Annotated in this window: 14 protein-coding genes; 3 read left to right on the top strand and 11 right to left on the bottom strand. The window is 49.1% G+C overall.

Translation table 11 applies throughout. From position 1 onward, the window contains the following. Positions 1–91 precede the first annotated feature (91 nt). From hypB to H6G89_RS29775, 11 genes are all read right to left on the bottom strand, one after another. Positions 92–1,009, bottom strand: coding sequence for a hydrogenase nickel incorporation protein HypB (gene hypB, locus H6G89_RS29825; protein WP_242060181.1), 918 nt, complete (start codon positions 1,007–1,009; stop codon positions 92–94). A 32-nt stretch (positions 1,010–1,041) separates the two neighbouring features. Further along, on the bottom strand, positions 1,042–1,383 hold the full coding sequence (gene hypA, locus H6G89_RS29820; RefSeq protein ID WP_190513610.1) for a hydrogenase maturation nickel metallochaperone HypA: 342 nt from the start codon (positions 1,381–1,383) through the stop codon (positions 1,042–1,044). Positions 1,384–1,393: 10 nt separating this feature from the next. Further along, the gene (gene hypE / locus H6G89_RS29815) at positions 1,394–2,494 is read right to left on the bottom strand and encodes a hydrogenase expression/formation protein HypE (RefSeq protein WP_190513608.1); all 1,101 of its coding nucleotides are present in this window, start codon (positions 2,492–2,494) and stop codon (positions 1,394–1,396) included. A gap of 179 nt (positions 2,495–2,673) precedes the next feature. Next, on the bottom strand, positions 2,674–3,840 hold the full coding sequence (gene hypD / locus H6G89_RS29810; RefSeq protein ID WP_190513606.1) for a hydrogenase formation protein HypD: 1,167 nt from the start codon (positions 3,838–3,840) through the stop codon (positions 2,674–2,676). 15 nt (positions 3,841–3,855) lie between these two features. Continuing rightward, on the bottom strand, positions 3,856–4,128 hold the full coding sequence (locus H6G89_RS29805; RefSeq protein WP_190513604.1) for a HypC/HybG/HupF family hydrogenase formation chaperone: 273 nt from the start codon (positions 4,126–4,128) through the stop codon (positions 3,856–3,858). An 80-nt stretch (positions 4,129–4,208) separates the two neighbouring features. Next, entirely contained in the window at positions 4,209–6,644 is a 2,436-nt protein-coding gene (gene hypF, locus H6G89_RS29800; protein ID WP_190513602.1) for a carbamoyltransferase HypF, read from the bottom strand. Then, positions 6,641–7,837: a hypothetical protein gene (locus H6G89_RS29795; protein WP_190513601.1), complete on the bottom strand. Its 1,197-nt coding sequence runs from the start codon at positions 7,835–7,837 to the stop codon at positions 6,641–6,643. Before H6G89_RS29795 ends, hypF begins: the two co-directional genes overlap by 4 nt. A gap of 15 nt (positions 7,838–7,852) precedes the next feature. After that, on the bottom strand, positions 7,853–8,773 hold the full coding sequence (locus H6G89_RS29790; protein ID WP_190513599.1) for a NifU family protein: 921 nt from the start codon (positions 8,771–8,773) through the stop codon (positions 7,853–7,855). A gap of 105 nt (positions 8,774–8,878) precedes the next feature. Then, positions 8,879–9,103 (bottom strand): hypothetical protein, encoded by a 225-nt coding sequence (locus tag H6G89_RS29785; RefSeq protein WP_190513597.1) that lies wholly within the window; start codon positions 9,101–9,103, stop codon positions 8,879–8,881. A 111-nt stretch (positions 9,104–9,214) separates the two neighbouring features. Continuing rightward, positions 9,215–9,484, bottom strand: coding sequence for a hypothetical protein (locus H6G89_RS29780; protein WP_190513595.1), 270 nt, complete (start codon positions 9,482–9,484; stop codon positions 9,215–9,217). Positions 9,485–9,505: 21 nt separating this feature from the next. Next, entirely contained in the window at positions 9,506–10,462 is a 957-nt protein-coding gene (locus H6G89_RS29775) for a hypothetical protein (RefSeq protein WP_190513594.1), read from the bottom strand. A gap of 829 nt (positions 10,463–11,291) precedes the next feature. Here H6G89_RS29775 and H6G89_RS29770 point away from each other — a divergent pair. From H6G89_RS29770 to H6G89_RS35985, 3 genes are all read left to right on the top strand, one after another. Then, entirely contained in the window at positions 11,292–12,254 is a 963-nt protein-coding gene (locus H6G89_RS29770; protein ID WP_190513591.1) for a hydrogenase small subunit, read from the top strand. Positions 12,255–12,392: 138 nt separating this feature from the next. Continuing rightward, positions 12,393–13,988, top strand: coding sequence for a nickel-dependent hydrogenase large subunit (locus H6G89_RS29765; protein WP_190513589.1), 1,596 nt, complete (start codon positions 12,393–12,395; stop codon positions 13,986–13,988). 79 nt (positions 13,989–14,067) lie between these two features. Next, positions 14,068–14,190, top strand: coding sequence for a hypothetical protein (locus H6G89_RS35985; RefSeq protein ID WP_255519544.1), 123 nt, complete (start codon positions 14,068–14,070; stop codon positions 14,188–14,190). The last annotated feature ends 46 nt before the right edge of the window (positions 14,191–14,236 follow it).

Below are 14,236 nucleotides of genomic sequence, written 5' to 3'. Positions count from 1 at the left end.
GGGCGGGTTTTGCTGTCAAATCTATAACAGGGCACAGATGGGTCTGCTAAACCCGCCCGTACAGTTTGCAGATTTATTAAATCCACGACCCTCAGCACTTTGCCATGCTAAAGTTTCGCAGCCAGGAATACCAGTCTTCTAGACCATCTCCAGTGGTGGAAGAGACTTGAAAAATCGCGATCGCCGGATTGACCTGACGGGCATAGGCAAGGCAGCGATCGACATCAAAGCTGACGTAGGGTAACAGGTCGATTTTGGTGAGAATCATCACCTGACTGGCTTTGAACATATGAGGATACTTGAGCGGTTTATCCTCGCCTTCAGTGACAGAAAGAATTGCAACTTTCGCGTATTCCCCCAAATCAAACAACGCTGGACACACTAAATTCCCCACATTTTCAATCATTAGCAGGGAGTTCATCGGGGGGTTGAGGGCTTGCAAGCCTCGCTCAATCATGGTGGCTTCTAAGTGGCATCCCGTCCCAGTATTCACTTGAATCACCGGGCATCCCGTTGCCTGAATCCGTTGGGCATCGTTTGCTGTTTCCTGATCGCCTTCAATGACAGAAATCGGTAGTTGATGTTGTAAATCTGTGATTGTGCGGGTCAGTAATGTTGTTTTCCCTGAGCCAGGAGAACTGACTAAGTTGAGTGCAAGAATGTTGCGTTCCTTAAGCCAACTGCGATTTTGAGCCGCAATCAAATCATTCTTGGCTAGGATCTTATGTTCAAGAGCGATCGTATTTCCATGCATGGTGGCATGAAGTTGAGCAACCGTGCTGGATGAGGAATGATGATGATCAGAATGATGATCATCAGTGTGGTAGTGATGATAGAAATGAGAGCGATCGCTATGTTTATGATCGCTACTTAAGTGATCAGATTTAGAATCGGTATGAGCATGAGTATGAGTCACAACAGTGCCATCTTCAAGCACATGTGAATGTTCATTCGGGTGAGTTTGAGAAGAAGTCAGGATGTCTACCACACCTGTTTGAAGATTGGTCATCGTCGGCTGACTATCATCGGAACAACCACACGTTACACACATACATCCTCCGTTTCTAATTCTTTAATGGAGAGTTCTTCCCCTTGAATAATTTGCAGATCTTGACAGCCACAATGACACACCCCAAAGGGCAACTCTAACGCGACTTCTGAGCCACATTGACGGCAACGCGCTAGACCTGGTTTTTCGAGGATCTCTAACTCTGCACCCTCTAAGATCGTTCCCTGACAGCAGACATCAAAACAAAATCGAATGGCATCCGGCAGAATGGCGGTAAGTTTACCCACTTCTAAGGTGACTCGCTTCACAGGAACACCATTAGCGTATTCCGCCGCGATCGCCACAATATTTTGTGTAATTCCCAGTTCGTGCATTCTGCATTCCTCAGCAAATACGGGGCAATTGATCCCCGACTAACATATCCACTACTCGTTCAGTACCAAAGGTTGTTTTCAGTAAAACGGTTCCCGTAGGGGCTTCTACAACTTCGCCAAGGATGCGGCTCTCCCGCCCAGCAGGATGGTTTTGCATGGCATTGAGGACGGTTTTAGCGTGCGATCGCGGCACAACAATAAGCAATTTACCTTCATTGGCAAGGTACAGCGGATCGAGTCCCAGCAGTTCACACACTCCATTGACTTCTGGATGAATCGGTAGATTTTCCTCATGAATCCGAATGCCAACTTGAGAACTGGTGGCGAACTCATTGAGCACGGTGGCTAATCCGCCGCGTGTGGCATCTCGCATAGCTCGCACCTGAGGACATACTTCTAAAACTGCGTTAATCAAACCATTCAACGGTTGGCAGTCACTCTGAAGGGTCGTGGACAACGCCAGTTCACCGCGTGCCAACAAAATCGTAGCCCCATGATCGCCCAGGTTGCCATTCACCAGAACCACATCCCCCGGTTGGAGTTGACTGGCTGAGATCGAAACGTTGGTGCGAATTACCCCAATTCCTGCGGTGTTGATGAAAAGCTTATCCGCTGCACCGCGTTGCACTACTTTCGTGTCACCTGTGACGATTTGTACCCCCGCCGCGATCGCCGCATTCTTCATCGAATGGGTTACCTGCCGCAGCGTCTCAACGGGTAGCCCTTCCTCTAGAATGACGCTACAGGTCAGGTATAGCGGAGTTGCCCCACTGACCGCTAAGTCGTTCACCGTGCCGTTAATCGCCAGACTGCCGATATCTCCACCCGGAAAAAACAGCGGGTCAATGACATAGGAATCGGTAGTAAATGCGAGGCGATCGCCCAGTTGCATCAGATCCGCCAAATTAAACCGTGCCTGGTCTTCGAGCGGCGTTAGGGCAGGGTTAGCAAAACTTCCTACAAAAATATCTTCGATTAAGTCGCGCATCGCTTTCCCGCCACTGCCATGAGATAGCGTGATTTCAGTATCGCGCACTTTGGGAGAACGGCAGGGGCGCGATTGTTTGATGTGAAATGGATCTGTCTTTAATGAATTTGTCGTTAAGGTCATAATTCAGTGATTTGTGATAGCGATCGTCTCTTTACCCGTCTGCCTGAGTACAACTCGTCGTAAATAGGGGTGGGAATTTGGGGTGCAGGGGTGGAACCCCTGGCTGGGGCGCAGCCCCACACCCCCCTGGTTTTATTTCCAAACCCTACTTGCGAATAGCAGTACTAAGCAACTTAACCCTACGTGCTCATCTCCAATTCCTGACGCAAAGGCTGCTTTTTAGCAGGAGATTCTAACGATAATCGACCATACTTGTAATACGCCGCACAGGCTCCTTCCGAAGACACCATACAAGCTCCAATCGGGTGTTCTGGTGTGCATCCAGTGCCAAATACTTTACATTCCCAGGGCTTCTTCACCCCTTTGAGAATTTCGCCACAGGCACAGGCTTTATGGTCGGCAACCTGACGATGGGGCAAGGTGAATTTTACCTCTGCATCAAATTGAGCGTATTCGGGGCGCATCTTCAACCCAGATTGGGGAATGTCACCCAAGCCTCGCCACTCAAACGCTTCTCGTACCTGAAATACTTGCCGCATAGCATCCAACCCGACAGGGTTTCCCTCGGATTGCACAAATCGGGCGTATTGATTCTCCACTTCACAGCGTTGTTCTACCAACTGCTGCAACACCATCCAGATTGATTGCAATAGATCTAAAGGCTCAAACCCAGATACGACAAGCGGTTTGCGGTATCGTTCAGCAATCACCCGATACGGTTCTGTGCCAATCACCATGCTGACATGCCCCGGACCGATAAAGCCATCCAACTGCAAATCAGGGTTACTCAGCAGGGCTTCTAACGCAGGCACAACCAGAACGTGATTGCAAAACAAGCTAAAGTTTTCAATGCCTTCCGCTGCTGCTTGCAGAACCGTTAATGCCGTACTGGGAGCCGTTGTTTCAAAGCCGATTGCAAAAAAGACAACGGGGCGATCGCAATTCACTTTAGCAATTTGCAGTGCATCCAACGGCGAATACACCATGCGAATATCTGCCCCTTTTGCCTTTGCCTGTAACAAGCTATGTTTGGAACCGGGAACCCGCATGGCATCGCCAAAGGTGGTAAAGATGACATTGGGATTTTCGGCAATGGCGATCGCATCATCCAATCGTCCTTTAGGCATGATGCAGACAGGACAACCGGGACCATGAATCATCTCAATGGTGGGCGGAAGTAAGTCTTCTAACCCATACTTAAAAATAGCATGAGTATGTCCGCCACAAATTTCCATCAACTTAATGGGTCGTTCTTTCTTGGCTGTTAAAGCTTCTCCCAATTGTCTAATTTCTTGTAATACGCCATCTACTTTTTGAGGATCGCGATACTCACTGACATACTTCATGATGTGTCTTCCCAATTAATTTAATCCACTCGCTGCCATCGCTTGATGCACTTCGGCAAGTTCTTCTAACAGACTCAACGTCTCTGCTGCCTCTGTGGGATCGACTCGACTCATGGCAAATCCCACATGCACTAACACCCAATCTCCGACACAGGATTCAACGGGATGATCGGTGTCCACAATACAGGCAATATTCACCTGTCGTTTCACACCCCCCACATCGATGATCGCCAACTTCTGTTCAGCACTCGTAATTTCGACAATTTGACCGGGAATTCCTAAACACATGTTAATAACCTTTTGTGAAAGATAGGGAGTAGGGAGTGAGGTAGGGGCGATTTGTGATATGGCTTGAAACGGGAATCGATTTAAGTTAATAGAGAACGGGCAGCGGCGATCGCCCCCTGTCCAAGAGATAGACCCCCATCATTAGGAGGAACACGATGATGCGTCAGGACGGTGAAGTTCATTATTGAGAGTTGCTGTTGAACGGCATGAGTGAGAATTTCGTTTTGAAAAACACCTCCTGTCAGTGCAATATGAGTGAATCCATACGAGTGACTGAGGTGTTGAACCAGTTGAGCGATCGCATTCGCAAAACCAAGATGAAACTTCGCTGATATGAGTCCTGAAGGTGTAGATTGTTGTAGATCCTGAAGTAACGCAGACCAGAGCGATCGCGAATCTAATTCAAGCAACGTTTGATCGTTTAATTGAACAGTTTGCAGATCGAATGAATAGGGTGAAATCTTTGCCAACTCCAGATCATGGGATTGAATCAAGGCTTCTAATTGAATCGCTGCCTGACCTTCATAACTAACCTTTTCTCGACTTAAACCAATCGCCGCTGCAACCGCATCAAACAACCGTCCGGCAGAGGAAGCTAAGGGTGAATGAATCCCTTTTTGCAGCATTTGATCCAGGAGCGATCGCGGTTGTTGTTCCAGAAATTGAATAATCTCCAGATCGCTATACGTTGCGTGCAATTCTTCCCAACTTGAAGCAGACATGAGATGAGCGTAGGTATTGCGCCAGGGTTGGTAGATCGCTTGACTCCCACCCAACATTGCCACAGGTTTTAAGCGTGCCACACGTTGGAATTGTCGATAATCTGCTAACAAAAACTCACCGCCCCAGAGGGTTCCATCCTCACCAAACCCTAAGCCATCCAGGGCGATTCCCAACACAGGAGGACTTTCTAAGGAAATGCTATTCTCTGCCATGCAAGCGGCAACATGGGCGTGATGGTGCTGGATCAAGTGAATCGGTAGCGACTTTTCCTCAGCAAACTCTCGTCCCAGTTTGGTGGAAAGATACTCAGGATGCTGATCAATCGCGATCGCCTCCGGTGAATGCTGAAACAGGTCAAGATACAAATTTAAGGTGTCCTGATACGCTGCAAACGCCGTGGCATTTTCCAGATCGCCTAAATGTTGCGAGAGAACGGCTCGTCCATTGCTAAGTAAACAAAAAGTGCTCTTTAACTCGCTACCCATGGCTAACAGGTCGGGAGCCTGCTCAAATCCGGCAGGTAAGGGGATTGGAGCAGGTGCATACCCGCGTGCCCGTCGCAAAATCTGCGGTTGATGATTGACCACTCGCACCACCGAATCATCAACTCGATTCACAATATCCCGATTGTGAAGCAGCAGAAAATCAGCGATCGCCCCTAACCTTTGCCGTGCCTCATCGTTGGTAATACATTGCGGCTCATCGCTCAAATTGCCACTGGTAAGAACAATCGGACGTTTCATCCGCCGCAACATCAAATGATGCAGAGGCGTATAAGGCAGCATGAAGCCGAGGGTAGAGAGTCCAGGAGCCAGGGAGGGAGCCAGTGGGGCAATAGGGGGTAGGGAGTGGGGAGTCGGGGTCGATTCCTGCTTTACCTTCAATAGCACAATGGGAGCAGCAGGGCTTTGCAGCAGTTCTCGTTCTACGGGGCTAATGTCACAGTATTGCTCGATAATGGTGAGATCCCGCGCCATGAGTGCAAAAGGCTTATCGTAGCGACGTTTGCGCTGGCGGAGTTTCTGCACTGCCACTTCGTTGGTCGCATCACAGGCCAGATGAATGCCGCCGATGCCCTTGATGGCAACAATCTCACCGCGTTGGATCAGAGTACAGGCTGCATCCACATCATCCATCATGGAAAACATATCTGCCACGATCGCCTTTCCATCTGTCCGCTCTAACCAGGCATTGGGTCCACATTTGTGACAGGCAACAGGTTGAGCATGAAAGCGGCGATCGCTCACGTCATGATACGCTTCGGCACACTCCACACACATGGGAAAGGGTGCCATGCTGGTGTTGGGGCGATCGTAGGGAATCGTGTGAATGATGCTGAGGCGAGGTCCGCAATGAGTGCAATTGGTAAACGGATAGCGATACCAACGACTAAAGGGATCGAGTGTGTCAGAAACGCAATTGGGACAGGTTGCTGCATCCGGTGCAACCTCCGTAGAGATAGAAGTGGCAACACTTTCGACAATCTGAAAGTCCGTGAAGGATGCTGCGCTTAGAGGAGAACGAGCGATCGCCGTAATTTTCGCTAACGGTGGGCATTCAACCTGGAGTTGTTGTACGAAGTGATCCAATGCGGTTTCCGTACCAATGGCTCGAATCAAGACCCCCGCGCCATCGTTCAGAACTTCACCACGCAAGCCATACTGATTCGCCAAGCGATACACGGTTGGACGAAACCCAACTCCCTGAACGGTTCCAGTGATGCGAATAGTCTCTGCAACTTCTTCAGAAACCGCTTGCAACGATGCAGACAGGCGATTGAGACTGAGCGTCATTTCAGCCTCCAGAGTAAAACGCGATTGTTACCGGAATCAGCGATCGCCACCGTGTTCCCACAGGCTTGAATGTCATAAGACCAGCAAACGCTATCCCGCAAGGGCATTCCGTAAGACCGATTTTCGCCTTTGCTATGAAAATTAAATTGACCGACCAGCGCATCGGCGGGTGTACCGTGGAGCGATCGCAAGTCAGCGCGATACTTCCAGCCCAATAACCGCGAATTGGCGGTGTCTGCTACCAGAAGCCAATCCTCCGTTGCGGTAACGCCATAGGGCATATTGAGGCTAGCAGCCGTAGGAGCATACACACCCCGATTCAGTTCTGCATCCTGGAAGTTTTCCTGTCCCAACACAGCAACACAGGGAGTGTTGTTATCAGTGGGAATACCCTGCCAGATCATCATGCGGTTGTTGCCCGCATCCGCGACCACCAGATTGCCATTCCACACCGTGATGCCGTGTGCCCAGCGCAAACTCGCTGCGGTCGGACTGCCACCCCCATTCTCATTACGACTCGTGAAATTCGGTTGCCCCAAGACCAGATCCGCAGGTTGCCCGTTTTCTTGCGGCAGTTGATTCCACACCAGCACCCGCCGATTGCCCGTATCGGCGACAAACAATTTGCCTTGATAGTAGAACACGCCATAACACCAGTGGAGGCGATCGCCAGCAGTTTCTGAATCGCCGCGATTTGGCTCCCCATGCCAGAAATCGGTCTGCCCCAACACCACATCCGCCGGAACGTTATGTGCCTCTGGGCGCGTATGCCAAATCAGCACCCGATGATTCCAGGCATCGGCAACAATTAAGCCTCGCTCCGTCGCACAGATCCCCGTTGGCACACTGACCGTTGCTGCACCGATCGCCCCTTTCCCGTTTTGCCCTTCCTGAGCAAAGTCCGGTTGTCCAATTACCCAGTCCGCCGCTTGATTATCAGAAGTAGGGCGCGATCGCCAACCCAACAGCCGATGATGTCCTGTATCTGCCACCCACAGTGGACCTGCTTCTGCAACCAGACACACCCCACGGGGGCCAAACATGCTAGAGGCACTGGGCGCAAGGGGAATCGGCAAAATCGAATCAGAGAGCGATCGCCCCAAAATCACCTCAGCCTCAGCCGCTAAAGGGGTTGAAGCAGATTCCAACAAAGGGCGATCGGTTGGAACGGTCATCGATAAACGAACTTGCATGATCACGCTCCCCACTCACAAACCAAGCTGTACAAAAACCTGCCCGTCCCTTACTTCAACCGGATAGGATTGAAGCGGTGTTTGCGGCGAGGTAAGACATTCCCCTGTGGCAAGGCGATATTGAAACCCGTGATCAGGACAAGTCAAAATTTGCTGTTCAATCTCTCCGCCATCGAGTGGCACTCCCAAATGGCTACAGGCGTTGTGATAACACACCACTTCTGAACCGATGCGAGTAAGCAATAAGGATTTGCCTTCCAGCTTCATTGCCAACACTCTGCCCTGTGGCACTTCTGCCAGAGCGGTGACTTCCAACCAACCGGGATGGTGACTGACAAAGGGGCTGATTTGAGAAGCAGTATGCGCTGAGAGTTGAGTTGTCTCTGTTGCGATCACTCGATTGATTTCGGGGCAATAGCGTTTGATCACCTCTTCAACCCCCTGGGTCAGCGTCAGGCTAGATGCTGGGCAATGGCTACAGGCTCCAATCAACCGCACCTCAACGGTGTCAGGGGGATGAATTGCCACCAGTTCTACATCACCATTGTGACCTTTCAAACCGGGACGAACCTCCGCTAATGCCAATTCAATTCGTTGTTCTAACGGTGGTGCAGGCGGTTTAATTAAGTTGTGGTAACGCAACAATCCATACACTACTTCATCTTCAACGGCATGACGCAGCGCAGACATCGATTCTTGTTTTACACTGCGAATTAACCGCACGAATGCTTCTCGATGTAAGGCTTCGATCGCCCGTTTGTATCCTGATATCGTTGCTTGTTGAGATTCATCCCACGCACTAATAATCGTCTCGTAATGATGAATGTCATTCACCAGTGCTTCGAGTTGCGGCTCAGTTATTGTGTTTTCAGTATTTTGATTTGTATTCTGATATGTATGTTGATGAATGGATTGAGAGGCTGGAGCCTGAACCATTACCATCTCCTAAAAAAATTTTGATTGGATTACAGAAGTCGGAGATTTTGAAAACCCCCGACTCCCCGGTTACTGATGCTTGTTGATAGGCTAGAGGTGCGATCGCTATTGCATCTTCACATCCTTCAGTAAGAACGGCATGATCAATCCAGTGATAAATGCCGCCAGTGAAATCGTCACCCACAAATTTGCGCCCAGTTTATCCAACCCAATGATTAACACAAAGCTGACCATAATCCCAATCGCCATTTCTCGCGTGAAATACCAGGGATTTTGTAACAGCTTGCCCTTAAGGAGTAACTTTGTTGAAAACCAACCAACTTCTAGCATGACTTCTCCAGAAATACAAACGAGTTAAATTTGAGAAATGTTGTATTGGCAGATTGAATTAGGATCAAATCAAACTCGGCAACACGTTTGTTGCAAAACCTGCCACTACCCCTAACCAATCCGCAATGCCAACAGCCCTAATACTGTTGCCGGAATAACTGCTGCCGGACCAAACAAACCACCAATCATTGCCGCTAAGCGAAACCCTAAATCTTTGCCTGCTAACAAAACTCCACCGATCGCCCCACCTGCAATCGCAAAGGGAATGGCGATCGCCAACCAGAGCAACCCGGTTGCAATATTGATCTCCCCATTGAGAAAACTGGACACCAAATCCTGAACGAGTGGATCGTGCCAAAACTCTTGAATGATCTGATTCATAGAATCTCCTATGTTGTAGTTTTACGAGATTGAAATCTCTTCCAACGTTTGTTGAATGGTCCGCATTTGATCGAAACGTCCATACCGCTCAAAAATCACTGCCGCTTCTTGAAACAATGCTTTTGCCTGACTCAAACAGTTCGGATTTCCGGCTTCTGGATGTTCTAGATCATCTGGTAGATTCAACAAAACATTTGCTTTATTAGCAATCGTATTGGCGTATTCTAATGGCGTATCGTGAACCGTTCTCACTTTCAGAGCTTCATCGTATGCCAACAAGGCTTGCACATTATTCTCAACGGGATGAGTACTGGGTAAATACTGCAATGCATTCCCTAAATTGTTCTGTAGCATTGCATATTCACTGGGATGGTCAATCAGCGTAACCCACTCCAACGCCTGCCGAAAAGATTGCACTGCCATTGCCTGTCGCATATCGTCTCCTTCAGCCGAGAGCGGCATCGACAGGTAAGCGATCGCAATGTTGTTCTGCAAAATTGCAAACTCTTGTGGATAGGCATCTCCTGTAAAGACGCGCAACGCCCGTTGATAGGCTTGAATGGCATCCACGAGTCGGGCTTGATGAAACGACACCAACGACTGCAACACCAGACCCAAATTCATTTCAGCTTCGGCAATTTCTTCTGAAGAAGCGTGTTCTTGCAATACGGGCAACGCCGTCTGGTAACAATCTCTCGCCTGTAACAGCAAATCAGTCCCATCGTCGGGAATGCTTCGCAGAGCAGTCCCCATGCCTGCTTGTGCCCGCGCCCATAGCAGCGGATGATCGGAACTTAAGGTGATTGCAGACCGATACAGTTCCACGGCTTGCCAGAGGGGTTCTACGTCCTTTGGCTTCTTTTGAAACTCGGTTGCCAATTCAATCAACATTTCAATTTTTTCAACCAGCGTGGCAGATTCTGACTCTACCGCCGCGATCGCCGCTTTTACAGCCGCATCCGTCATACTAGATGCCACAAACATTCTCCTGCGAATCGAGGTTTTAATTACACGAGTTGAGATTATTACTGTTGTTGCACAGGCTTTGCGCACACAACAATCCAATTGGGAAGGTCATCAGCAACGAGCAGCGAACTTGCTGGACGCTGTACCAGTTACTAAAGTTACCAACGATTCAAAGACTGATAATCCACAAATACTAAAGATTATTCGCTTCAGATAAGAGCTTAAGCAAAAAAACAGAATTGACCGAAAAACATCTACAAAACGATACAAAGATAGCTTGGCGATAACCTTTATCAAACAAATAATCAACTGCAATAAACAACACTTTAATTGTTTAATTCGCAATATTAACTCCTTTGCTAAACAGTTTAAACATATGGAAATAATCAGATAACACTTCAGAATCTCCCCTAAAAAATACCTGAACCCCTCCCCTATTTTCAATAGCTTGAAATAGGCGAAACGCTTACTGAATAAGAGTTTTGAAATTTTGTTGAGAGCGATCGCATTTGAGTACATTCCTTTAATCCTGATGGTTTTGAGAAGTGTTTACTGTGAGATTTTGATTTTGGATTGATTCAAAACCAAAATCTTTATTAAGAGAAGGAATCAAAATCGAGAAAGTAGTGGAGGATGATTTTTACGGCTTGAATGATTTCGGTTGTTGCTGGTGCGATCGCGTTTTATTTGGATCTCTGCAATGCATTGCATTGAGTTGAGTTACAGTGCTCATTTCACTGATTCACTACAAGGCGACGAACCCATAACCTGAATCCACTGCGTGAATCTTTCAGCAACTTCTACACAATTTACACATCGCTAAGGCTAGCTAAGGTTCAGTATGGTAAACGTCCTTTGGCTTCAGGGTGGTGCCTGTTCGGGCAACACCATGTCGTTTTTGAATGCAGAAGAACCGAGTGTTTGTGACTTGATCACCGACTTCGGAATCAACGTGTTGTGGCATCCATCGCTGGGCTTGGAACTCGGCGAACAGTTGCAGCAACTCTTGTGGGATTGTGTCAGCGGCAAAATTGCGCTCGACATTCTCGTATTTGAAGGCAGCGTCGTTAATGCCCCCAATGGCACTGGCACCTGGAATCGCTTTGCGGCACGTCCGATGAAGGATTGGCTAGCCGATTTGTCAGCCGTTGCTGGCTTTGTTGTAGCCGTGGGCGATTGTGCGACGTGGGGCGGTATTCCTGCGATGGCTCCTAATCCCAGCGAATCTCAAGGGTTGCAGTTCCTCAAACGTCAAGAAGGCGGTTTTCTTGGCAAAGACTATCGCTCTAAAGCAGGGCTTCCAGTCATCAACATTCCCGGTTGTCCGGCACACCCGGATTGGATTACGCAAATATTGGTGGCGATCGCCACTAATCGCCTGGGCGATGTTACCCTCGACGAACTCAACCGTCCTCAAACCTTCTTCAAGAGCTTCACTCAAACGGGTTGTACCCGCAACGTTCACTTCGCTTACAAAGCTGGAACTCACGAATTTGGTCAACGGCGTGGCTGTCTCTACTATGATCTTGGCTGTCGTGGACCCATGACCCACTCCTCCTGCAACCGCATTCTGTGGAATCGCGTTTCCTCTAAAACCCGCGCTGGAATGCCCTGTATGGGTTGCACTGAACCTGAATTTCCTTTCCACGATCTCAAACCGGGCACTGTCTTCAAAACGCAAACAGTGATGGGTGTACCTAAAGAACTTCCCACCGGAGTTAACAAGAAGGACTACGCCCTGCTCAGTATCGTTGCCAAAGATGCTACTCCCCGGTGGGCAGAAGAAGATATTTTCACGGTTTAAGTCATTGGTCATTAGTCATTAGTCAGTGGTCATTAGTCATTGGTTGATTAGTTGTTGCTATTGCAAATGACAAATGATAACCGACAAACGGCTATTCCCCACTCCCCATTTCCCAACTAGCTACTCATCCCAAACACTATGCCAGTTCAAACGTTAGACATCTCCCCGGTCGGACGGGTAGAAGGCGATTTAGATGTTCGCGTGGAAATTGAAGATGGTCAGGTCGTCAACGCCTGGACTCACGCCGAACTGTTTCGCGGTTTTGAAATTATTCTCAAAGGCAAAGATCCGCAAGCAGGACTGATTGTGACCCCCCGCGCCTGTGGTATCTGTGGTGGTTCTCACCTTACCTGCGCCTCCTGGGCACTCGATACCGCCTGGGGGACAGAAGTTCCGCGTAACGCCATTCTGGCGCGAAATTTAGGACAGCTTGCCGAATCGATTCAAAGCATTCCTCGTTACTTTTATGGGTTGTTTGCGATCGACCTGACCCACAAGAAATATCAGCACAGTCCCTTTTACGAAGAAGCCTGCCGCCGTTTTGCTGCCTATACCGGAACTTCTTATGAGTTGGGTGTCACGATCTCCGGGAAGCCCGTCGAAATCTACGCCCTGCTCGGCGGACAGTGGCCTCACTCTAGCTACATGGTTCCCGGTGGTGTGATGTGTGCGCCGACGCTAACGGACATTACCCGCGCCTGGTCGATTCTCGAATACTTCCGCAAGAACTGGTTAGAACCCGTATGGCTCGGTTGTTCTCTGGAACGTTACGAAGAGATCCAAACCTATGAGGACTTCCTGATCTGGTTAGATGAAGACCCCAAACACGCGAATTCTGACTTGGGCTTCTACTGGCGGATGGGATTGGATATCGGGTTGGACAAGTACGGGGCGGGTGTCGGTAAATACGTCACCTGGGGTTACCTGCCACACGAAGACAAGTATCAGAAACCGACCATTGAAGGACGCAATGCAGCGTTGATCATGAAGAGTGGTGTGTACGACAGCTTTACGGATACGCACACCTTGATGAATCACGCTCTGGCGCGGGAGAACACGAGCCACTCCTGGTATAACGAAGGGAATGCCGATGTGCATCCGTTCGATCGCACCACGACACCGATTCAAAAGAATGAACATGACTTCAACGGGGCATACTCCTGGTCAAGTGCTGTTCGCCATATTCAATCGGGACGGTTAGAAGCCGGAGCATTAGCGCGACAACTGGTTGCAGGTGGCAGACATGGCGAGTCGTGGCAACACTACGATGGTTTTATCCTGAGTATGTTTAAGGCAATGGGTGGTGCCAATATTCATGTGCGACAAATGGCACGAGTCCACGAGTTGGTGAAACTTTACCGTCAAGCGGAACATTGCCTGCGCGAATTCCACTTGAATGAGCCTTTCTACATTAAGCCCACTGAGAAAGATGGACGCGGTTGGGGCGCAACGGAAGCCGCACGGGGTGCGCTGTGTCACTGGGTTGAAATCGAAGGTGGCAAGATTAAGAACTATCAAATGATTGCACCCACCACCTGGAATGTGGGTCCTCGCGATGGTGATGGGCAACTGGGTCCGATTGAGTCTGCCCTGGTGGGAACACCGATTCAAGATCCAACAGACCCGATCGAGGTAGGGCACGTAGCGCGATCGTTCGATTCTTGCCTGGTTTGCACTGTTCACGCACATGATGCCAAAACAGGTGAAGAATTGGCTCGGTTTAGAACGGCTTAATTGGGTTAGGGGGCGGGGGTCAAATGGTCAATGGTTAATGGTCAGTGGTTAATGGTCAATGGTCAATGGTCAGTGGTTAATGGTCAGTGGTCAATGGTTAATGGTCAATGGTCAATGGTCAATGGTCAATGGTCAATGGTCAGTAGTTAATGGTCAGTGGTCAGTAGTTAATGGTCAGTGGTCAGTAGTTAATGGTCATTAGTCATTAATCATTAGTCCCACCCCCTCACCCCCTCCCTCCCTCCCTT

Origin of the sequence: Oscillatoria sp. FACHB-1407 (genome assembly GCF_014697545.1) — a bacterium.
Lineage (GTDB): Bacteria > Cyanobacteriota > Cyanobacteriia > Elainellales > Elainellaceae > FACHB-1407.
Note: the sequence above shows the minus strand (reverse complement) of the source record. Positions and strands in the feature narration are given on the sequence as shown.